General features: G+C 66.2%; 20 protein-coding genes. 10 read left to right on the top strand and 10 right to left on the bottom strand.

Features of this window, described 5'->3' with window-relative positions:
• The 6 genes from ISO4_RS15375 to pilG form a co-directional block, all read right to left on the bottom strand.
• Positions 1-3,314: Hpt domain-containing protein (locus ISO4_RS15375; RefSeq protein WP_194856773.1), on the bottom strand; the 3,314-nt coding region annotated here is incomplete at its 3' end.
• 28 nt (positions 3,315-3,342) lie between these two features.
• On the bottom strand, positions 3,343-4,218 hold the full coding sequence (locus tag ISO4_RS15370; protein WP_142947915.1) for a CheR family methyltransferase: 876 nt from the start codon (positions 4,216-4,218) through the stop codon (positions 3,343-3,345).
• A gap of 31 nt (positions 4,219-4,249) precedes the next feature.
• Positions 4,250-6,274 (bottom strand): methyl-accepting chemotaxis protein, encoded by a 2,025-nt coding sequence (locus ISO4_RS15365; protein ID WP_194856772.1) that lies wholly within the window; start codon positions 6,272-6,274, stop codon positions 4,250-4,252.
• Positions 6,275-6,325: 51 nt separating this feature from the next.
• Complete coding sequence (locus tag ISO4_RS15360) at positions 6,326-6,874, bottom strand: chemotaxis protein CheW (RefSeq protein ID WP_194856771.1); 549 nt, start codon at positions 6,872-6,874, stop codon at positions 6,326-6,328.
• A gap of 13 nt (positions 6,875-6,887) precedes the next feature.
• Positions 6,888-7,256, bottom strand: coding sequence for a twitching motility response regulator PilH (gene pilH, locus ISO4_RS15355; protein ID WP_067605340.1), 369 nt, complete (start codon positions 7,254-7,256; stop codon positions 6,888-6,890).
• 58 nt (positions 7,257-7,314) lie between these two features.
• Positions 7,315-7,692: a twitching motility response regulator PilG gene (pilG, locus tag ISO4_RS15350; RefSeq protein WP_067606169.1), complete on the bottom strand. Its 378-nt coding sequence runs from the start codon at positions 7,690-7,692 to the stop codon at positions 7,315-7,317.
• Between the two features lie 307 nt (positions 7,693-7,999).
• Between pilG and gshB the strand changes: the two genes are divergently transcribed.
• The 4 genes from gshB (at position 8,000) to ruvX (ending at position 10,875) form a co-directional block, all read left to right on the top strand.
• Positions 8,000-8,944, top strand: coding sequence for a glutathione synthase (gshB, locus tag ISO4_RS15345; RefSeq protein ID WP_194856770.1), 945 nt, complete (start codon positions 8,000-8,002; stop codon positions 8,942-8,944).
• 7 nt (positions 8,945-8,951) lie between these two features.
• Entirely contained in the window at positions 8,952-9,821 is an 870-nt protein-coding gene (locus ISO4_RS15340; protein WP_142947912.1) for an energy transducer TonB, read from the top strand.
• 69 nt (positions 9,822-9,890) lie between these two features.
• Positions 9,891-10,454 (top strand): YqgE/AlgH family protein, encoded by a 564-nt coding sequence (locus ISO4_RS15335; protein ID WP_142947911.1) that lies wholly within the window; start codon positions 9,891-9,893, stop codon positions 10,452-10,454.
• A gap of 13 nt (positions 10,455-10,467) precedes the next feature.
• Positions 10,468-10,875 carry a Holliday junction resolvase RuvX gene (ruvX, locus tag ISO4_RS15330; RefSeq protein WP_194856769.1) on the top strand — a complete coding sequence of 136 codons (408 nt, stop codon included), beginning with the start codon at positions 10,468-10,470 and terminating at the stop codon, positions 10,873-10,875.
• A 16-nt stretch (positions 10,876-10,891) separates the two neighbouring features.
• Here ruvX and ISO4_RS15325 read toward each other — a convergent pair whose 3' ends face one another.
• Both ISO4_RS15325 and ISO4_RS15320 read right to left on the bottom strand, forming a co-directional pair.
• Positions 10,892-11,476, bottom strand: a complete 585-nt coding sequence (locus tag ISO4_RS15325) for a YceI family protein (RefSeq protein ID WP_194856768.1) — start codon at positions 11,474-11,476, stop codon at positions 10,892-10,894.
• A gap of 31 nt (positions 11,477-11,507) precedes the next feature.
• Entirely contained in the window at positions 11,508-12,053 is a 546-nt protein-coding gene (locus ISO4_RS15320; RefSeq protein ID WP_194856767.1) for a cytochrome b, read from the bottom strand.
• 189 nt (positions 12,054-12,242) lie between these two features.
• Between ISO4_RS15320 and ISO4_RS15315 the strand changes: the two genes are divergently transcribed.
• From ISO4_RS15315 to ISO4_RS15290, 6 genes are all read left to right on the top strand, one after another.
• Positions 12,243-12,893 (top strand): response regulator, encoded by a 651-nt coding sequence (locus ISO4_RS15315; protein WP_194856766.1) that lies wholly within the window; start codon positions 12,243-12,245, stop codon positions 12,891-12,893.
• 3 nt (positions 12,894-12,896) lie between these two features.
• Positions 12,897-15,056 (top strand): sensor histidine kinase, encoded by a 2,160-nt coding sequence (locus ISO4_RS15310; protein WP_194856765.1) that lies wholly within the window; start codon positions 12,897-12,899, stop codon positions 15,054-15,056.
• Between the two features lie 131 nt (positions 15,057-15,187).
• Positions 15,188-16,321, top strand: a complete 1,134-nt coding sequence (locus ISO4_RS15305; protein ID WP_194856764.1) for a hypothetical protein — start codon at positions 15,188-15,190, stop codon at positions 16,319-16,321.
• A 73-nt stretch (positions 16,322-16,394) separates the two neighbouring features.
• On the top strand, positions 16,395-16,904 hold the full coding sequence (gene pyrR, locus ISO4_RS15300) for a bifunctional pyr operon transcriptional regulator/uracil phosphoribosyltransferase PyrR (RefSeq protein ID WP_323745396.1): 510 nt from the start codon (positions 16,395-16,397) through the stop codon (positions 16,902-16,904).
• On the top strand, positions 16,901-17,908 hold the full coding sequence (locus tag ISO4_RS15295) for an aspartate carbamoyltransferase catalytic subunit (protein WP_194856763.1): 1,008 nt from the start codon (positions 16,901-16,903) through the stop codon (positions 17,906-17,908). Before pyrR ends, ISO4_RS15295 begins: the two co-directional genes overlap by 4 nt.
• Entirely contained in the window at positions 17,898-19,178 is a 1,281-nt protein-coding gene (locus ISO4_RS15290) for a dihydroorotase (protein WP_194856762.1), read from the top strand. Before ISO4_RS15295 ends, ISO4_RS15290 begins: the two co-directional genes overlap by 11 nt.
• On the opposite strand, the gene dsbG is transcribed toward ISO4_RS15290, so the two are convergent.
• Both dsbG and ISO4_RS15280 read right to left on the bottom strand, forming a co-directional pair.
• Positions 19,168-19,779, bottom strand: a complete 612-nt coding sequence (gene dsbG / locus ISO4_RS15285; RefSeq protein WP_228548186.1) for a thiol:disulfide interchange protein DsbG — start codon at positions 19,777-19,779, stop codon at positions 19,168-19,170. The two genes, ISO4_RS15290 and dsbG, sit on opposite strands and share 11 nt — an antisense overlap.
• A 3-nt stretch (positions 19,780-19,782) precedes the next feature.
• Positions 19,783-20,220, bottom strand: coding sequence for a TlpA family protein disulfide reductase (locus tag ISO4_RS15280; protein ID WP_194856761.1), 438 nt, complete (start codon positions 20,218-20,220; stop codon positions 19,783-19,785).
• Between the last annotated feature and the right edge of the window lie 116 nt (positions 20,221-20,336).

Here is a 20,336-nt window from a genome sequence, read left to right as displayed (position 1 = left end):
TCCGCGGGGGCCGGCACGCCGCCGCCGGGGCCGTCCGGGCCGGGGGTTTCGGCCAGGTCGCGCAGGCTGTCCACCAGGCCCAGTTCCGGGCGCACGGTCTGCCCGGCGGCCAGACAGTCCATCATGTTCATCAGGGCCTCGTGGCCCTCGCGCGCCAGTTCCAGCAAGGCTTCGCTGAACGGCAGGCGGCCCTGGTTGACGCCGGAATAGACGCTGGCCAGCGCCTTGGCCAGGCCGTGGATTTCATCCAGGTTGGCGGTGCGGGCGCTGTTGGCGAGCAGCTCCAGTTCGTCGCGCAGGCGCGCCAGCTCCTCGGTGTGGCCCGGCTCTTCGGCCCACTGTTCCAGCAGGTTGTCGGTGTCGATGATCAGGTCCATGCCTTCGGACAGGAACACCGAAAGAATATGCGGGTCGGCGCCGTCGCGGTGCTCGTTGAGCGCTTCGCGGGCCTGCACCAGGCGTTCGATCAGGGTGGCGGCGTCGCCGGGCAATTCCGTCAGGGCGCCGTCGTGCAACTGCGCCAGGCCGGCGTCCAGCAGCCGGTGGGTCCGGTCGATCATTTCCACGGTCTCGGCGTCGGCGCGGCGCCCGCCGTTGACCAGCTCCTTGACCAGCTTCTCCGCCGGTTCCGCCAGCTCCGCCATGGCGTTGATCTCGGCCATGCGGGCGCTGCCCTTCAGGGTGTGCAGGGCGCGGTGCACCTGGTCGTCCAGGGGGTGCTCGGCGAAGTCCGGGTCGATCTGGTCCAGCCACTCGCGCACCAGTCCGAGGTTGCGCGCCGCCTCGCTGCGGAAGATATCCAGCAGCACCGGGTCGACCGCGTCGCCGGCGGCTTCGGTCTCCTCGGGGATCTGGAAATCCAGGGCATCCAGGTCCGCCAGCGGGTCGTCGTCCAGGGGCGGCGTCGCGTCGGGGGCTTGTTCGGGCTCCGGCCCGGTGCCGGTTTCCGACTCCCGGGGCGCGTCCGGGCGGTCAATGCTCGGTACCGCGTCCAGGTGCTGGCCGTCGGCGAGCGCGAACGCGGCTTCCTGCAGCGGCGTCACGTCGTAGGGCATCGGCCGGCGGTGGGCGAAGGCGTCCACCAGATCCGGGATCAGGCCGTGCACGGTGCGCACCAGCTCGATCAGGGTGGCGTCGGGCTCGATGGCGCCGTCGATCACCCGGTTCATCATGTTCTCGATCGACCAGGCCAGCTCCCCCACGGTGGTGGCGCCCACCATGCGGCCGGAGCCTTTGAGGGTGTGGAAGGCGCGGCGGAATTCCACCAGCGCGGTTTCGTCGCCGGTGTTGGCCGCCCAGCGCGGGAAATACTGATCCAGGGCCTCGAGCACTTCTTCGGCTTCCTCGACGAAGATCTCGATGATTTCGTCGTCGATCAGCTCTTCGTCGTGTTCCTCGATGCCGCCCTGGTCGGCAGGCTCCGGCGCCGCCGCTTCGTCGGGCGACGCTTCGAGCGCGTCATCGTCCTGGGGGGCGTCCTCGGTGAGCAGCACCGGCGGTTCGTCCAGTGGCGCATTCAGCGGCTCATCAAGCGGCTCATCAAGCGGTTCATCCAGCGAATCGGCCGGCGCGTCCTCGACGTCGTCCGGCTGATCGGCGTAATCCGGCTCTTCGGTTTCCGCCTCGTCGACGGGCTCCGGCAACGGGTAGCCCAGGTCGCTGACGCTGGCCCGCGCCAGGCCGAGGATGTCATCGCGGGTTTCCGGGTCGTCGCTGAGACGCTCCAGGTAGTACTCCACCGAGGTGATGGCGTCGGCCAGGGTGTCCATGCTGCGCCAGTCCGGCTTGGACTGCTCCGCCATCAGCTGCTCTTGGATAAAGCGCACGCACTGGCGAAGAATGTCCGCCGGGCGGTCGAGCTGAACCACCTCCAGCCCGCCGCGCACCGCGTTGAGACGGTCGGGTACCGTTTTCAGGTGCTGGTGGTCCCAGTGCGAGGCGATGAATTCGATGATGCCGTCCTTGGCCTCTTCCAGGCCGGCGCGGCATTCGCGCAGCACCGCGTCCAGGGCCTGGCCCACATGGCGGGGCAGGTCTGCGCCGGTGGCCGGGGCCGGCCGGCGGTTGTCGCCGCCGATGCCGGCCAGGGTCGCTTCCACGTAGAGCAGCGCGCCGGCCACGTCCATCAGGGTGTCGCGGTGCGGGGGCCGGCGGCCGTCGACGATCGCCTCCATCACCTTGAGCTGCTCTTCCACCAGGGTGCGCGGCTGGCCGAGGCCGAGCATGGCCACGGTGTCGGACACCTGTTTCAGGCGGATCGCCTCCGGCGCCAGCGTGGCCGGGTCGGAATCGCCCTGGTGGACGAACTGCTCCAGGGCGTCCTTGATCTTGGTGAGCTCCTCGGACAGCGCCGTGACCACCGAGCTCATGGCCATGGAGTCCGGGCCGGTGAGGCGCTCGCGTTCGGCGTTGACCAGGTCTTCCGACGGCAGCGCGTCGTCGAGCCGGAAGCCGGCGCGCACTTCGCGGATGCGCGGGCTGTCGTGGTCGGCCTTGGCGACGTAATACAGCAGGTTCTTGAGCAGTTCCGTGGGCGCCGGGCGTTCCAGGCTGTCGACGCCGTCGGCGGCCAGCTCGCGCAGGGTGCGGTCGATCTGGCCGAGCATCTGTTTCACCGAGGTGCCCAGCGCGATGGCGTCTTCCTGCAGGCCCTCCACCAGGGCGTCGGCGATCCGCCACAGCGGCCCGCGGGCGGCCTCCCCGGTGACCTGCTCAAGCTTGGCGAACACCTTGCGCATATAGGCCAGGTTGCGGTCCATGTCCTCGTTGCGCATCACCCCCACCAGGGCGAGCTGGAACATCTGCCGTATCTTGCGGGCCAGTTGCGCGAAGCGCGGGTCGTTGAGCACCGCGTCGGAGAGGCGGCCGTCGCCCTGGGCGTGCTGCAGGTCGGGTTTGAACAGCGCGGTCTCGGACAGCAGCGCTTCGCCGCGGGCGGCGCGCAGGTCGTTGAGCAGCGGCAGCAGCACCAGCGGCAGGTCGCGCCGGCTGCTGGCCACCCGGTCCAGGTAGGGCGGCAGCTGCAGGATCGCCCGCATCAGGGTTTCCTGGCTGTCGGCCACGTTGCCGACGCGCTGGTCCACCAGTGCCCGGGCCAGCTTTTCCATTTCCTCGGCGAGCAGGGCGGCGCCGTAGAATTCCACCATCTGCAGGGTGCCGCACACCTGGTGCAGGTGGGTCTGGCAAAAGCGCATGCGCGTGGAATCGTTGGGATTGTCCACGAACGCTTCCAGGGCCTGCTGGGCTTGATTCAGTGTCTCCTGAATTTCCCCCCGGACCCAGTCCAGCGCCAGATAGTCGTGACGGTCGCTCATGCCCTTTCCCCCATGGAACTCAGGCCTCTCATTGCCGGCGCCGGAACGCCAGAGTGTCGGCGAAGTGCACCCTTTCCAGGCGCGGGTCGTGCCAATCGGTGATTTCGCCGGGGCCCAGCACCAGCAATCCGCCGGGCGCCAGGCGCCCGGCCAACTGGTTAACGATCTGTCGCTTCCGCCAGCGGCGGAAGTAAATCAGCATGTTCTGGCAAAAAATCAGGTCCATGTCGTCCATCGGTGCCTGATCCAGATTCAGCACGTTGAGATGGGCGAAGCAGACCCGCTCGCGCAGACCGTCCGCCACCTGCATGGTGTGCGTGTCCGCGTCCTTGAAATAGCGTTCGCGCAGCGCCGGGTCGATCTGCTCCACACGGCGCCGGGGAAACAGCCCGCGGCGCGCCTTGGCCAGCGTCGGCAGGCTGATGTCGGTGCCCGTGATGCCGTAGAACAGCGCTTTGCCGTGGGCACGGAACCGCTCGCTGATCAACATCGCCAGGGAGTAGGCTTCCTCGCCGGTGGAGCAGCCCACGCTCCAGGCGTTGAGGGTGGCGCCGGTGCCCCGCTCGGCGGCGAACTGGCCGAGGTAGTCCTCCACCAGCGCGAAGGAGCCGGGGTGACGGAAGAAGCTGGTTTCCTGCACCGTCAGCCGGTCCACCAGGGTGGACCACTCCATGGCGCGGGACTCGGTGGCCCCGGTGACCAGCTGCTGGTAGTAGGTGTCGTAGTCGTCCAGCCCCAGCTCGCGCATGCGGATATTGAGGCTGCTTTCCAGGAATTGCTTGCGCTCCGGCGCCAGCGTCATGCCGGTGCGCTCCTCCAGCAGGGCCTGCCAGAGCTGGAACTGCTCGGCATCCATGGCGGGGGCGCTCTTGATCGACCAGCGATCTGTCACTGCAAAACCCATGGTTCCGTCTCCGGAACCGGCTTACGCCGGTTCAGGAATGCTCCGGCAGGCGGAAGCCGGCGACTGAATTCCGCATTTCCTGCGCCATTTCCGCCAGGTCGCCAATGGAGCGGGCGGTGGCGGTGGTACCGGCGGAAGTCTGCGAGGTAATTTCCTGGATCACGTTCATGGTGTTGGAGATGTGACCCGCCGAGGCCGCCTGCTGGCGCGCCGCGTTGGAAATGTTCTGGATCAGATCCGCCAGGTTCTTGGATACGTTCTCGATCTCTTCCAGGGCCACACCGGCGTCCTGGGCCAGGCGCGCCCCTTTCACCACCTCGGCGGTGGTGGCTTCCATGGAGATCACCGCCTCGTTGGTGTCGGTCTGAATGGTTTTCACCAGGGTTTCGATCTGCTTGGTGGCGGCGGCGGAGCGTTCCGCCAGGCGTTGTACTTCGTCCGCCACCACCGCGAAGCCGCGGCCCGCTTCCCCGGCCATGGAGGCCTGGATCGCCGCGTTCAGTGCCAGAATGTTGGTCTGGTCGGCGATGTCGTTAATCAGGCTCACGATGTCGCCAATCTCCTGGGAGGATTCACCCAGGCGCTTGATCCGCTTGGAGGTTTCCTGAATCTGCTCGCGGATGGTGTCCATGCCGTGGATGGTGGCCTGCACCACCTCGGCGCCCTTGTTGGCGATCGCCACCGCTTTTTCCGCCACCGCGGCGGACTCGGCGGCGTTGGCGGATACCTGGTCAATGGACACCGCCATTTCGTTCACAGCGGCGGAGGCGCCGGCGATTTCCTGGGCCTGGTGCTCGGAGGCTTCCGCCAGGTGCATCGCCGTGGACTGGGTTTCCTGGGCGGCCGAGGCCACCTGCACGGCGGAGTTGTTGATGGTCTGTACCAGGCTGCGCAGCTGGTCGATGGAGTAGTTGATGGAGTCGGCGATGGCGCCGGTGAAGTCCTCGGTCACCGTCGCTTCCACGGTCAGGTCCCCGTCCGCCAGGTCGCCCAGCTCGTCCAGCAGGCGCAGAATCGCCGCCTGGTTACGCTGGTTCTCGCTCTCCAGTTCGTTCCGGCGGCGGGCCGCCTCACGGTTACGCTGCAGCATGATCAGGAAGAACAGCAATACGGCGATGGCGGCGCTCACCGCCCCCAACCACAGCGACGGGAACAGGCCGGTGGTGGTCTGCTCGAACTGGGCGTTGAGGTTGGTGGATTCCTGCAGCAGGTCCTGGGAGTTACGGAAGATGGAGTCCGCCGCGCTGGCCACCTGGAACAGTTCCGGGGCGGTCTCGAGAATCTCGTCCACGGACTGGTTAACGAACTCGTCGAACAGCCGTGAGGTGCGGTCCAGATAGTTGAGCGCCTGCGGGTTGACGATCTGCTGCACGCCCATGGCTTCGTCGCCGGCCAGCATGCCGTTGAGCACGCGGCCGAATTCGGTGGCGTCGCGGCCGAAGTTGTCCGCCGCGATTACCGCGCTGTCGTCGCCTTCCAGCACCCGGGAGATGGAGCGCAGAATACGTTCGGTGAGCCAGATCTGGCGCTGGGCGAAGGCCACCTGCTCCGGCGGCGCGCCGGTGTCCACCAGGATGTCGACCACCGCCTGATACTCGGACTGCAGCTGCGGGATGGCCTGGGCCAGGGTGTCGGCCACCTCGTGGAGGTCGAGCACCGTGTCCTGCCCGTTCAGAATGGTGCCGGTGTCCTGGCGCACCTGATCCCACAGGGCCTGCAGCCGCTGTTTGACCTGGTCGTTGGCCACCGGCTCCTGCTTGAGCCCGTCCCAGGCCGACTGGAAGTCGGCGCGCGAGGCTTCCAGCAGCTCGAAGGCGTCGGCGTTACCGGACGCCGCCTCCAGGGCGTTTTTGGCGATCTGCTGCGAGACCACGCGCAATTCCGAGGCTTCGGTAATGTTTTCCTGCGCCTGGTTCGCGGTGGTGGCCGACAACAGGAAGTTGGCCAGCGCTAGGGCAACAAAAATGGCCAGCCCGATATAAAGCGCAATATTCAACGGGTTGCTGCCCGCGCCCCCCCGCACCTTGCTGAACACGTTTCCCGGTTTGAACTTCATAACTGGCTCCTGGCCTGGCTCTGTTCTTATCTCCCCTGCGCGGCACGCCGCTCAGCCCATTCGGGCCGCCTGCATGAAGCGCGGGTCCTGTGCCAGCCGGGAAAGGCTGAACACGGACCAGAATTCCCCGTCCCTCTGATAACCGCCACGCAGATACGGACCCACATCCTGTTCCGCGAGCGGCGATTGCTCCTGATACGCCTCAATGGGGAAGTGCTGCATCCCCAGCACTTCGTCCACGATCACGCCGGTGTACAGATCGTCCTGATCCAGCACCAGCAGACGGCGCCGCTTCTCCTGCAATTCCGAGGTCTTGCCGAGAAAGCGGCTGAGATCCATCACCGTCATCAGGCGCCCGCGCACATTGGCGACGCCCTTCATCCAGTTCAGCACCCCCGGCACCCGGGTATAGGCCGGCACCGAGAGAATTTCCGAGACTTCATCCATGGGCGCCACGTAAAAGCGCTCGTCCAGCGTAAAGCCGACGCCGCTCCAGTATTGGACCGCGTCTTCCTGCATCGGCAGGCTGGCGGCCTGCCGACGGCAGCGGACGAAGTAGTCCGCCAGCTTGATGAAGGCGGCGGATGCGGCTGCGCTCATGACACCTCTGTGTTCATTGGTCGGCCAGTTGCCGATCCACGGTTTTCAACAGTACGTCTTCATGCACCGGTTTGGTCAGATAATCCTTGGCGCCCTGGCGCTTGCCCCAGACCCGGTCGGTTTCCTGATCCTTGGTGGTCACGATAATGATCGGAATATGGGCGGTATCGGCGCCTTTGGTGAGCTGTCGGGTGGCCTGGAAGCCGTTCAGCCCCGGCATCACCACGTCCATCAGCACCAGGTCCGGCAGCTCCGAGCGTGCCATGGCCACGCCGTCGGCGCCATTGGCGGCCTCCAGTACGTGGTGGCCGTGCTTTTCCAGAATCTCCCGCAGTTTGTAACACTCGGTGGGAGAGTCATCGACAATAAGAATGCGTGCCATCTTTTCCTCTTCAGGTTGAGCACCGCGACCGCCCGCGGGATACGCCCCGCGGCGAGCGCTAGACGTGCTGGCGAATCGCCCCCAACAGCTCGTCTTTGGAGAACGGCTTGGTCAGGTACTCGTCAGAGCCCACGATTCGACCCTTGGCCTTGTCAAACAGACCGTCCTTGGAAGAGAGCATAATGACGGGGGTCGCCTTGAATGCGCTGTTGTTCTTGATCAGCGCGCAGGTCTGGTAGCCATCCAGTCGCGGCATCATGATGTCCACGAAGATAATACTGGGTTTGCTGTCGGCGATCTTGGCCAGGGCATCGAAGCCGTCGGTGGCGGTGATCACTTCGCAACCCGCTTTTTTCAACAAGGTCTCGGCGGTGCGACGAATGGTCTTGGAGTCGTCGATCACCATCACCTTGAGGTCTTGGAAATTGTCAGTCATGGAGAACTGCCTTTAAACCGTGAGCCGTTACAGGCCGCAACGTCTTTTAATTATGAGCCTTTGTTGTCATGCGATAGGCAGGGCCCGCGATCCTTCGTGTTCCCCCCACTACATGCCACCGCCCCTTTTCTAAGGGGTTCTTCCGAGGACCTTATGGGTGAAACAGCCCAAGCCGAGGTTTTAACACAGATTCTACATTCAATCTATAAGGCCCTGTGAGACCTGAGAAAAGCGTCCCGTAGCGGGGCGGGCGACGCACTGCTAACATTGCCGGGCAATCCCCTTCCCCGGTCGTCCTGGAGCAACCATGAGCCTCAACATCGGCGTGGTGATGGATCCCATCGCCCAGATCAAGCCCTGGAAAGACACCACCCTGGCGATGCTGCTGGAAGCGCAGCGACGCGGCTGGAACCTGCACTACATGGAGCCCGCCGACCTCTACGTCCGCGACGGCCGGGTGTTCGCCGTGACCTCCGACCTGACGGTGCGCGACGACAACCAGGACTGGTTCACCCTGGGCGAGCCGGCCCCCCGGGACCTCACCGGCATGGACATGATCCTGATGCGCCAGGATCCGCCCTTCGACGCCGCCTACCTGTACGCCACCTACCTGCTCGAGAAAGTGGAGCGCGAAGGCGTGCTGGTGGCCAACCGCCCGGCCAGTGTCCGCGACAGCAACGAAAAGCTGTTCGCCACCGACTTCCCCCAGTGTTGCGTGCCGACCCTGGTGTCCGGCCGTGCCGCCCTGCTGCGGGAGTTTGTAAAGGAGCAGGGTGACACCGTGATGAAACCGCTCGACGCCATGGGCGGCACCAATGTGTTCCGCATCGAGCCGGGCAGCTCCAACCTGAGCGTGATCATCGACGTGCTCACCGAGGACGGCAAAACGCCGATCATGGCCCAGCGCTTCGTGCCCGAGATCAAGCAGGGCGACAAGCGCATCCTGATGATCAACGGCGAGCCGGTGCCCTACGCCCTGGCGCGCATTCCCAAGGAGGGCGAATTCCGCGGTAACCTGGCCGCCGGCGGCACCGGCGAAGGGCGCGAGCTCACCGACCGCGACCGCTGGATTTGTGAACAGGTGGGCCCCACCCTCAAGCGCAAGGGCCTATACTTCGTGGGCCTGGACGTGATCGGTGATTATCTCACCGAGATCAACGTCACCAGCCCCACCTGCGTGCGCGAGCTGGATCAGATCTTCGGCATCAACATTGCCGGACAGTTGTTCGACGCCCTGCTGGAACTAAAATAACGACACCATGGCAGCACCTCAGGTAACCGCCGGCGACCGGCTTGGCTTCACACTGTTTCTCGCCCTGGCGGTACACGGCGTGCTGCTGTTCGGCGTCGGCTTCGCGCCGGAAGAGCCCCGCGCGGCGCCCAACAGCCTGGATGTGACCCTGGCCATGCACCGCGCCGACGACGCCCCCGAGGAGGCGGATTTCATCGCCCAGGCGAACCAGGTGGGCTCCGGCACCGAAGAGGACAAAAGCGAGCTGACCACCACCGAGGAAGCCCCCTTCAGCGACCCGGACAGCCGCCAGGTGCAGCTCCAGGAGCCCACCGCGCGCCAGCCGACGCCGGTCACCCGCCAGAAGATCATCGTCACCCGGGCACGCAGCGAGCGCGACATCGCCAGCGAACAGCAGGACCGCAACCAGGACGACCCGCGCCGCAAGGCGGACCAGGACAACGTGGACGAGCTCAGCCGTGAGATCGCCAGCCTGCAGGCGCGCCTGGACAAGCAGAAGCAGGCCTACGCCAAACGCCCCCGGGTGCGCCGGCTCACCTCGGTGTCCGCCAAGGCCCACTACGAGGCCGCCTACATCGAGGCGTTCCGCCGCAAGGTGGAAGCCACCGGCACCCGCCATTTCCCGCGCCGGGCGCTGGACAGCAACACCTTCGGCGGCGTGCGGCTGATGGTGGCGCTGCGCCGCGACGGCGGCATCGAGGAGGTCGAGGTGCTGCAATCCTCCGGCCATGACTTCCTCGACCAGGCGGCGGTGCAGAGCGTGCGCCTGGCGGCCCCGTTCGAGCCCTTCACGCAGGACATGCGCGAGCGCATGGACGTGCTGGAAATCATCCGCACCTGGAAATTCGACGCCAACCGGCGGGTTTCCTCCAAGTAAGCGCCCCTAAAACCACTTCCTGGCCGCCTGTCCCTTGCCCTCGCCGGGCCGCCCCCGGATACTGGGGCCATGGACAACGCCAGCCTCAAACATCAGCTTTTGATCGCCATGCCACAGATGGACGATCCCAACTTCGAGCACACCGTCACCTATGTGGTGGAGCACGGCGACGACGGCGCCATGGGCCTGACGCTCAACCGCCCGGTGTCGCTCAGCCTGCTCGATATCCTGGTGGACATGGACATCGAAGTGGAGGTGCCGCCCTCCGAGCAGCACCAGGTGGTGGCCGGCGGCCCGATCCAGCAGGACGCCGGCTTCGTGCTGCACCGCGCCACCGCCCGCCACTGGGACAGCACCGTGACGCTGGCGGACGGCCTGTGCCTGACCACCTCCCGGGACATCATGGAAGCGATCGCCATCGGCGAGGGCCCGGAGGCCACGCTGGTGTGCCTGGGCTACGCCGGCTGGGACGACGGCCAGCTGGAACAGGAGCTGGCGGACAACGTCTGGCTGAGCGTGGCCAGCACCCCCGAACTGGTGCTCGACACCCCCTTCGATCAGCGCTGGCACGCCGCCGCCGCCCGCCTGGGCGTGGATATGAGCCTGATCGCCACCCAGGTCGGCCACGGCTGATGGCGAGGCCTGATTGACCCTGATCGCGTTCGACCACGGTACCCATAAGATCGGCGTCGCCAGCGGCAACGCCATCACCGGCACCGCCACCCCTCTGCCGGCGTTACCCTGCCGTGACGGTCAGCCGGACTGGGACCAGATGACGGCCCTGTTGGAAGAGTGGCGCCCGGAGACGCTGGTGGTGGGGCTGCCGCTGAACATGGACGGCAGTGAAAGCGAATCCAGCCAGCGGGCGCGCAAATTCGCCCGCCGGCTGCACGGCCGCTTCGGCATCCGGGTATGGATGATCGACGAACGGCTTTCCACCCGGGAAGCCCGGGAGCGCACCGGCACCCGCCGCGCCGATCCCAAAGTGGATTCCATGGCGGCGGCGGTGATCGCCGAGGGCTACCTGGGCGGCGCCACGCCGGTGGCGCCTTAGCTGGTGGTCCCCGCGGTTATTGGCGCACGCCTTCCACGGAAATAATGATCTCCACGGTTTCGGACGCCGGGCCCAGGTCCTTGGTGATGCCGAAGTCCGCCAGCTTCAGCGTGGTGCTGGCTTCCAGACCCATGCGGTAACCGCCCCAGGGATCATCACCGTAGCCGATCATCTTCGCGTCCAGGGTCACCGGCTTGGTGACGCCGTGCAGGGTGAAGTCACCGGTGATTCTGGCGGTGCGTTCGCCGGTTTGTTCGATGCGGGTGCTCTCGAAGGTGGCGGTGGGGTATTCGCTCACATCCAGAAAGTCGTCACTGCGCAGGTGCTTGTCGCGCTCGGCGTGGTTGCTGTCGATGCTGGCGGTCTGGATCTCCGCGCGCACCTTGCTGTTCTCCGGGTTCTCCTCGTCCACCGTGAAGCTGCCGGTGAATTCGTTGAAGTTGCCGTACAGCCAGCTGTAGCCCAGGTGGGAAATCTTGAACAGGATAAACTGGTGCTGCCCCTCGGTATCGAACTGGTAGGTGCCGCCGGGCTTGTCGGCGAAGGCCGGGGTACTCAGCAGCACCGCCAGCAGCGGGATCAGAATTCGGTGTTTCAGCATGGTGTTCTCCTTTCCGGTCTTGGTCGCAGGGTTACGGGCGCAACATCCGTTTGAGTGTCGCATCCCGGTCGATAAAGTGATGTTTCAGCGCCGCCAGGCCGTGCAGCCCGGCCAGCACCACCAGCGCCCAGGTGCTCCAGTAGTGCACCAGGCCGGCGCTGTCTTCCAGGCCGTTTTGACGCCCGGTCAGCGACGGCACCTCGAACAGCCCAAACACGTCGATGCCGCTGCCGTCGGCGGTGCTGATCAGATAGCCGCTGACCATCGCCACCAACAGCAACCCCAGCAGCCCCCAGTGCGCCAGCCGCGCGCCGATTCGCTCCCAGCGGTGGTGGCCGGCGAGCGGCGCCGGCGGCGGTGACAGGGCGCGCCAGGCCAGGCGGATCAGCACCACCGCCAGCAGCGTCAGGCCGACACCGCGGTGCAGGTCCGGCGCGCTCTGGTACCAGGGGTCGTAATAGCTGAGTTCCACCATATACAGCCCCAGCCCGAACAGCGCGAACACCGCCAGCGCCACCAGCCAGTGCAGGCCGATCGCGACCCAGCCGTAGCGAGCCTTGTCATTGCGTAGTTTCATAACCGAAGAGTGGCCCAGCGAACGTGAATGGGCCAGCATAGCGATTCGTTCTGTTAGATCGAAAAAACTGTAGTGTTGCCGTCTGCTTTTGCCTCTGTCGGGCTAGCCCGAACGGGTAAGGCCGGAGGCTGGTTTCGCCGGTACAACTCTGCCACGGTTGGGTTATCGCGGAACGACCCAGACAACAAGATGCAACGGATTTTAATTATCGAGGATCATCGCGAGACCCGCGAATGGCTGGCCGGGATTTGCCGGCAGGCGTTTGGTGAACCGGTCATCGAAGAAGCGGACACCCTCGCGCGGGCTCAGCGCCTGCTGGATCACGACGTGCCGTCGTTGGCACTGGTGGATCTGAGTCTGCCGGACGGCAGCGGCCTGCGGGTGTTGGAGCGTCTTAGCCGGCAATGCCCGGGAACCTATTCCGTGGTCACCACCATTTTCGATGACGACCAACACCTTTTCCGGGCGCTGCGCGCCGGCGCCAGCGGTTACCTGCTCAAGGACCAGCCCCAGAGTAGCCTGGTGGAGAGTCTGGTGGGAATAACCGGCGGGCGGCCGCCGTTGAGCCCCGGGGTCGCCCGACGCATCCTGCGTCACTTTCACAACAGCCACGGCGACACCGAGCCCGATAACCCCTTGTCCGAGCGTGAGGAAGAGGTGCTCACCCTGCTCGCCAAGGGCCTGGGGCGCGGCGAGATCGCCGATTTGCTCGATATGTCGGTGAACACGGCGGCTTCCCACACCAAAGCCATTTACCGCAAATTGAATGTTTCGGGTCGGGTCGAAGCCACGCTGGAGGCAACCCGTCTGGGTATCGTCAATCGTCGCGACGAAGGTTGATCCATGGCTTGGCCCGACGCGCTGGCAGCCCCCCGACGGCGGTTACTGGTCGCTGTGGGGCTGGCGTTTCTGTTTAGCCTGGTCGGTCTGGCGCGGGTGGCTTCGACGCCGTCCCTGGGGGTGAAGCTGGCTCCGGTGTCGGAGCCGCCGGCCGTGCGTGTGGAGCAGGTGGCGAGCACCTCGCCCAATCTGGATCGGCTGCGCCCCGGCACCGTGCTGGTGGCGGCACGGGTCAACGGCCGGCGTGTTCCCTTGAACCCCACCACCCTGATCGAAGAGCCGGATTTACTCGACTACCGCGCCTATAACCGCTTTTTGGAGCGGCAGGACCTGCTTTACCAGGCCTTGAGCCAGGGTCGGCTGGAGGTGGTCGACGCGGACGGCCGTCGTATCCTGCTGCGTGCCGCGCCGACTCCGTGGTCCCCGGCTCTGGGGTACGCCCTGGGGCACGCTGCCTATGGGTGGGTGGCGCTGCTGATTTCCCTGGGCATCTGGGTGTTCAGCCCACTACGGGCGGAAACCCGGTTGTTCGCGCTGTCCGGCCTGGGCGTGTTCGGCACCACCCTTACGTTGGCGGTCTACGGAGGCCGGGAATTGGCTCTGGACGGGACCTTGCTGGCCTGGCTGATGGCGGTGAACCATCTTTCCGTGCTCATGGTTTGCGCCCCTCTGGCGACACTGTTCTGGGTTTATCCGGTTCGCCAGGGCCAGGCGCCGCTCCCCACGCTGGCGGTATTGCTGGCCTTGTTGGCCTGGTGCGCCGACCTGGCGCAGCTCGGCCCCGGAGCCCGTTACACCGTCTATCTGCCGGTTACGTTGGGCTTTCTGGCCGGCATCGTGATCATGATTTTTCAGTGGTTCGCCAGCGGCCGTGACCCGGTGGCCAGGGCGGCGATGAAATGGTGTGTGCTGTCCATTTTCGTGGGGTCGCTGCTGCTCATGGTGCTGATCATGATCCCGCCGGCCTTGGGGCTGAACCGCCCCATGCCACTGTTTGTGAGCCTGGCTTCGATCCTGGTTCTGTACCTGGGTCTGGCGGCGGGGCTGAAGCGTTACCGGCTTTTCCACCTGGAGCAGTGGTGGTTCAAGACCTGGGCCTGGTTCTTCGGCGGCGTGCTGGTGCTTTTGCTGGATGCGGTGCTGGTGCTGGGCATCGGCTGGAGCGGCGAGCACGCCTTGCTGGTGGCGCTGGCGGTGGCCGGTTGGGTTTATTTCCCGGTCCGGCAAAGTCTGATGCGTTATCTGGGACGTGACCGGGACGACAACCTGGACGCCGCCTTGCAAAAACTGGTGGACAATCTTTTCACCGCGCAAAGTGAAGCCCGCATCCGGGCGGCCTGGCCGGATTTGCTCTGGCGCAGTTTCAGGCCGTTACGGCTGGTCCCTGTTGCCGAGGCGCCTGAGCGTCATGATGTGGCGGTGGACGCGGACGGCACGCATTTGTTTGTACGCGCCCTGGCGCACGGCGAGCCCCACTTTCGTGTGGGTTACCCGGGTGATGGCGGGCGCCTGTTCCGCCGTGCGGATTTACGGGTCGCCGGCCTGCTGCGGGCGCTGACCGGCCAGGCCATCGTCGCTGCCCGGGCCCGGGAGGCCGGCGCGGAAGTTGAGCGCCAGCGCATTATCCGTGACCTGCATGATGATCTGGGCGGGCATATCCTCAGCCTCCTGCGCAACGCGCCGAACGACCAGCAGGCGGGTCTGGCGCGCCAGGCGATGCGGTCCCTGCGCGAGAGTCTGCGCGCCCTGGACGAAGAAACCGTGTGCCGGCTCGCCGATAGCGTCGAGGACTGGCACCTTGAGTGCCGTGAAAAATGCCACCGCGAGGCGGTGACGTTACGCTGGCACCAGAGCCTGAGAGACAGGTCGATCACGGTTCGCCACGACATTAATGTGCGAAGAATCCTCGGCGAAGCCCTCACCAATGCGTTTCAACACGCCAACCCCGCGACCGTCGCTATTTCCATCCGTTTAAGCGGCGAAAACCTGATGCTGGAGTGCGTCAACGACGGCGTGCCGCCGTGCCGACGGACAACCGACGATGTGCTGTCCGGGCGCGGGCTCACCCACATGCGCACGCGGGCCGGGGAGCTGGGCGGCACCTTTGATTTTGATATCCGCGATCATAAAGCCTGGACCCGCTTTTCCTGCCCGCTTGATTGAATCCGGCGTCCTTGCCGGGTGACCACTGGCTAGCCCGGTTGAGTGATTGTTGCCGTCCGGCTCCCGTTTCACGCTGACTGCCACGATCAACCCACCGGTCTTCAACGACCGACTTTCAACAAGGGGGTACCATGCGAAACGGGTCTCTTTTAACGGTCGCTGCCCTGCTCGTCGCCTGTGGTGGCGATTCCGATGATGCCGTCACCGGCGGCGGAGACGACGGCGGCTCGGATTTGTCCAGCCGTCAGCAGGCGGCGCTGTCGGTAGCGGCGGCCAACAGCGCGGTACAGGTCGCGCAGGCCGGAACCGGAGGCGTGCCGGACACCGGCGAGCGCGCATTGTCGGGCCCCACGCCGCGAGCGGTGATTCCGGAGGCGGAGCAGCTTGATTGCACCACCCTGGAAAACGGCGAGGGCTCGATTTACGCCTACAGTGATGCGTCCGGAAGCCAGCCGGATACCCGGATTCACTACAACGGTTCGGAAGTGGACACCACCGGCGCATTGGACACGGTGATGAAGGCCGACCCACGCTTCAGCGGCTCGTTGGCGAGCAGTGGCGGCAGCTTCGCCGGCACCCAGACGCGGGCGGATTGTGAAGGCGAGGTTTCCGGCCGCCCCTTCCTGTTGAAGGGCGCCACGGATACCTTGATTTACGAAGGCGTGGATGGCGATTCGGATAACGTCGTCGCCTTCAACCGCATGGGCGGCCTGGCGGATGATTCCCTGGACCCGGCGACGCCGCCGGATCTGTCGACGCTGAACCGCTCCGACACCGGCACCCGGGCCATCGATATGCGCGGTGTTATTCGCTCTTGCACAGGCTGCAACGGGGATCTGTCGGCATTCACCGGCAACGAACTTGATGCGGCCGTTGCCATGTTCGTGCGCATGAATCCGCCCTTGGAGGGCGACGGCATGTTGCGCATCGGCGAGAGCGAGTCATCGCCTTTCTCGTTGGTTAGCCGGGCCGGCCAGCCGGCGTCCGATCAGATCGAAACCGAGCTGAGCGGCCGCCTGGCGTCCACCCTTGGTGATCCCGAATGCCATTTCGATGTCACCTACGAGACCCGGCAACCCCTGGTCCAGCAGCAGGGGTACAACGCCGCTGCGGGACTGATCGCGGGGGAGCTGGCGGTCACCGTGGCAAGCTCCGGGCGCTCGCATACCGTCACCGCGAGTAACGGCGACATACTCGTGGATGGCGAACCCGAGGACGTCACCGATCTCGCCAACGATTGCTCCTTCGGCAGATCGGAGGGCTGAACCGGTTCATCGATATTGTCCGTCGCACGGGGCGATCTGCTAATCTAGGCGTTCTAACCCGAAGGAGAGCCCCGTGCGCTGGAATCAAGCCGATACCGACGCCCTGATCACCGTGATGTCGGAGCAGGTCGCGTCGCTTTATGATGCGGCGCCCCCGCTGTTGGTGGGCATTCAATCCGGTGGTGCCTGGGTGGCCTCGGCGTTACGCGCGCGCTTGCCGGTGGAACCGCCCATCGGGTCGCTGGACGTCAGTTTCTACCGTGACGATTTCGACACCCGGGGCCTCAAACGATCGGTGAAGCCGTCGGATCTTCCCTTTGAGGTGGATGGCGCTCATCTTTTGCTGGTGGATGATGTCCTGATGACCGGACGCACCATTCGTGCCGCCATGAACGAGTTGTTCGATTTCGGCCGGCCGGCCTCGATTCGTCTGGCGGTAATGTTCGATATCGGTCACCGGGAATTGCCGATCCGCCCGGATATTTGCGGGGAAACTTTGGCATTGCCGCCCCATCAGCGGGTAGAATTGTTCGGGCCCGCGCCTTTGACTGCGGAGATTCGAGACATAAGGCCCGAAGAATGACGCTTGCGCCGCCGCCCTCCTCCCGCGTGCAGCTCACCGAAGACGGAAAGCTGCGACACTTTCTTTCCGTTGAACACCTGCCCCGTTCCCTGCTTGAAGACATTCTTGATACCGCCGCCAGCTTCGTCGACGTGGGCGGACGCGCGATCAAAAAAGTGCCGCTGCTGCGCGGCAAGACGGTGGTCAATCTGTTCTTCGAATCCAGCACCCGCACCCGCAGCACCTTCGAGCTGGCCGCCAAGCGGCTCAGCGCCGACGTGCTCAACCTGGACATCGCCAAGTCGGCCACCAGCAAGGGCGAAACCCTGCTCGACACCCTGCGCAACCTGGAGGCAATGGCCGCCGACATGTTCGTGGTGCGCCACCAGGATTCCGGCGCGCCCTTCTTCATCGCCAACGAGGTGACGCCGAGAGTGGCGGTGATCAACGCCGGTGACGGCCGCCACGCCCACCCCACCCAGGCGATGCTGGATATGTACACCATCCGCCACTACAAGGGCGGCTTCGCCGGCCTGCGGGTGGCGATCGTCGGCGACATCCTGCATTCGCGGGTGGCGCGCTCGCAGATCCACGCGCTCAATATCCTCGGCGCCGAGGAAGTGCGGCTGATCGGCCCGCGCACCCTGCTGCCCACCGACGTCGAGCAGCTCGGCGTCACCGTGTTCACCGACATGGCCCAGGGCCTCAAGGACGTGGACGTGGTGATCATGCTGCGCCTGCAGAAGGAGCGCATGGATTCCGCGCTGCTGCCCAGCGAGGGTGAATTCTTCCGCCTCTACGGCCTCAACAACGAGAAGCTGCGCCACGCCCGCCCGGACGCCATCGTCATGCACCCGGGGCCGATCAACCGGGGCGTGGAGATCGCCTCGGAAGTGGCCGACGGCCCGCGCTCGGTGATTCTCAACCAGGTGACGTTCGGCATCGCGGTGCGTATGGCGGTGATGTCGATGACCATCAGCGGCCAGGAAAGCAACCCGGACCACGGAGGCGACCATGGCCGCTAGAGCCCATCTGCTGATCCGAAAGGGCCGGGTGATCGACCCGCTCTCCGGCCGTGACGAAGTGGCCGACCTGCTGGTGGAAGACGGCCGGCTGGTGCGCATCGGCGCCAGCCTGGACGCCCCCGGCGCCGAGCTTATCGACGCCGAGGGCCACTGGGTGATCCCCGGCCTGGTGGACGCCTGCGTGCACCTGTCCCTGCCCGGCAGCGGCCGCGCCGGCGACATCGCCTCGGAAACCCGCGCCGCCGCCGGCGGCGGCATCACCCACATGGCGGCGCAGCCGGACTGCGGCCCGGTGGACTCCACCGCGGTAGTGCGGCTGATCCGCGAGCAGGCCGGCCAGGCCGGCTTCGCCCGGGTGCTGCCGGTGGCCGCGCTCACCCAGGGGCTGGAAGGCAATCAGCTGGCGGAGATGGCGACGCTGGCCCGGGCCGGCTGCATCGCCGTGGGCCAGGCCGGCGCCCGCGTGGTCGACGCCCTGGTGCTCAAGCGCGGCCTGGAGTACGCCGCCACCTTTGATCTGCCGGTGATGTTCCGTCCCCAGGACGCGGCCCTGGCCGGCGGCGGTTGCGCCCATGACGGGCCGGTGGCCACCCGCCTGGGTCTGCCCGGCATCCCCGCCGTGGCGGAGTCGGTGGACCTGGCCCGCGACCTGCTGTTGGTGGAAGCCACCGGCGTGCGCGCCCACTTCCAGCAGATCTCCAGCCGTGAATCCCTGTGGCTGCTGCGCGAAGCCAAGGCCCGGGGCTTGCCGGTCACCGCCGATGTGAGCATTCACCATCTGCTGCTGGACGAGTCCGCCATCGAAGGCTTCAACAGCCACTGCCACGTGATTCCGCCGCTGCGCGGCGCCGCTGACCGGGAAGCGCTGCTGGCGGCGGTGGCGGACGGCACCATCGACGCCATCTGCTCCCAGCACCAGCCGGTGGGGTCGTCGAGCAAGGCGGCGCCGTTCCCGGCCTCCAAACCGGGCATCTCCGGCCTGGACAGCCTGCTGCCGCTGATCCTCAAGCTGGTGGCGGAGGGCGCCTTGCCGCTGCACCGGGCGCTGGACGCGGTCACCGCCGCACCGGCCCGCTGCCTGGGTATTCAGGCGGGGCAGCTGGAAGCCGGCCGCCCGGCCAGCCTGTGCGTGCTGGCCGCCGATGAGAGCCGCGGCCTGGCCAGCCACTGGCTGTCGGCGGGCCGTAACTCGCCCTGGCGCAACGCCACCCTGCCCGGGGTGGTCAAGCTCACCGTCTGCCAGGGCAGGGTCAGCTGGCTCAGCGACTGACGCCGGCGTCCGCTTCCATCTGAAACAGATGGGTCGCCAGCAGCGACTCGCCCATCAAACCCGGGGCGAACTGCAGTTGCCCCCGGGTATCGGTGAAGATCGTCGCCGGGGTGCCGCGAATGCCCAGCTGCTGCATCAGCCGCCGGTTCTCCCCCAGCGCCCGGCTGATGTCATTCGGTATATTGCGCAACGGTGCCAGGCCGCCGGCGTCGAACTCTTTTTGCCCTTTCTCCAGGGCCGCCAGCGGGTCGTCGGCGGCGAGCACCGCGGCGCCCTTGGCGTGGCTCTGCGGCTTGAGAATGCCGACAATGACGTGGCGCACCTGGGTGACGTTGTCCGCATCATTGATAAAGGGCCGCATCGCCTCCCACTGGCGCGCGCAGTACGGGCATTCCATGTCGGTGAACATGTAGGCGACCCGCTCCGGATTTTCCGGCCCTTCCGCCACCCAGTGGCTGTCCGCCAGCAGCGACCGTACCTGCCGGGCCTGCTCCTCGCTGATCTGGGCGCTGGCCGGCGGGCTGAACAGCGCCGCCGTCAGCGCCATCAGCAGCGGCGCCACCAGCGCCAGGGTCTGTCGGACGGTCGGTCGAGTGTGCATGGGCTACTCCTGAAGGTGCGGGTTAATAAAATGATGAAGGCTGGCCCGGGAAAGCGGCCCCACATGGCTGTTGACCAGGGTGCCGTCGCGGCCGATCAGCACGGTGGTGGGCAGACCGCTGCCGCCCAGAGCCCGGGCCAGGTCGCTGTGCGGGTCCGACACCACGTTGTCCAGGCGCAAACCCTCTTCCAGCAAATAGCCGCGGATAATCTCCGCCGACTCGCCCTGGTTGGCGTACACGAAACGCACCCCCGGATAGTCGCTCTGGCCCTGTTCCAGCACCGGCATCTCGCGCCGGCAGGGCGGGCACCAGCTGGCCCACAGATTGACCAGGGTGAGGCGGTCCTCGGACAACGCGGAAAGCGCCACGGGGGTGCCGTCCAGCCGGTGCAGGGTCACCTCCGGCGCCGGCTGGTCGGTGCTGCTCACGGCCAGGGTCACGCTGGCGGTCCGCCGCCACCGCGCCGGTGAGCAGGGCGCGCCAGCTCTCGGACAGCGGCGCGTCCTGTTCCCGGCCGGCCCGGCCGCGCAGCGCCCAGGCCAGGGCCAGGCCGGCG

The sequence above is a fragment of the Alloalcanivorax venustensis ISO4 genome, assembly GCF_015356855.1.
Taxonomy (GTDB): domain Bacteria; phylum Pseudomonadota; class Gammaproteobacteria; order Pseudomonadales; family Alcanivoracaceae; genus Alloalcanivorax; species Alloalcanivorax venustensis.
Note: the sequence above shows the minus strand (reverse complement) of the source record. Positions and strands in the feature narration are given on the sequence as shown.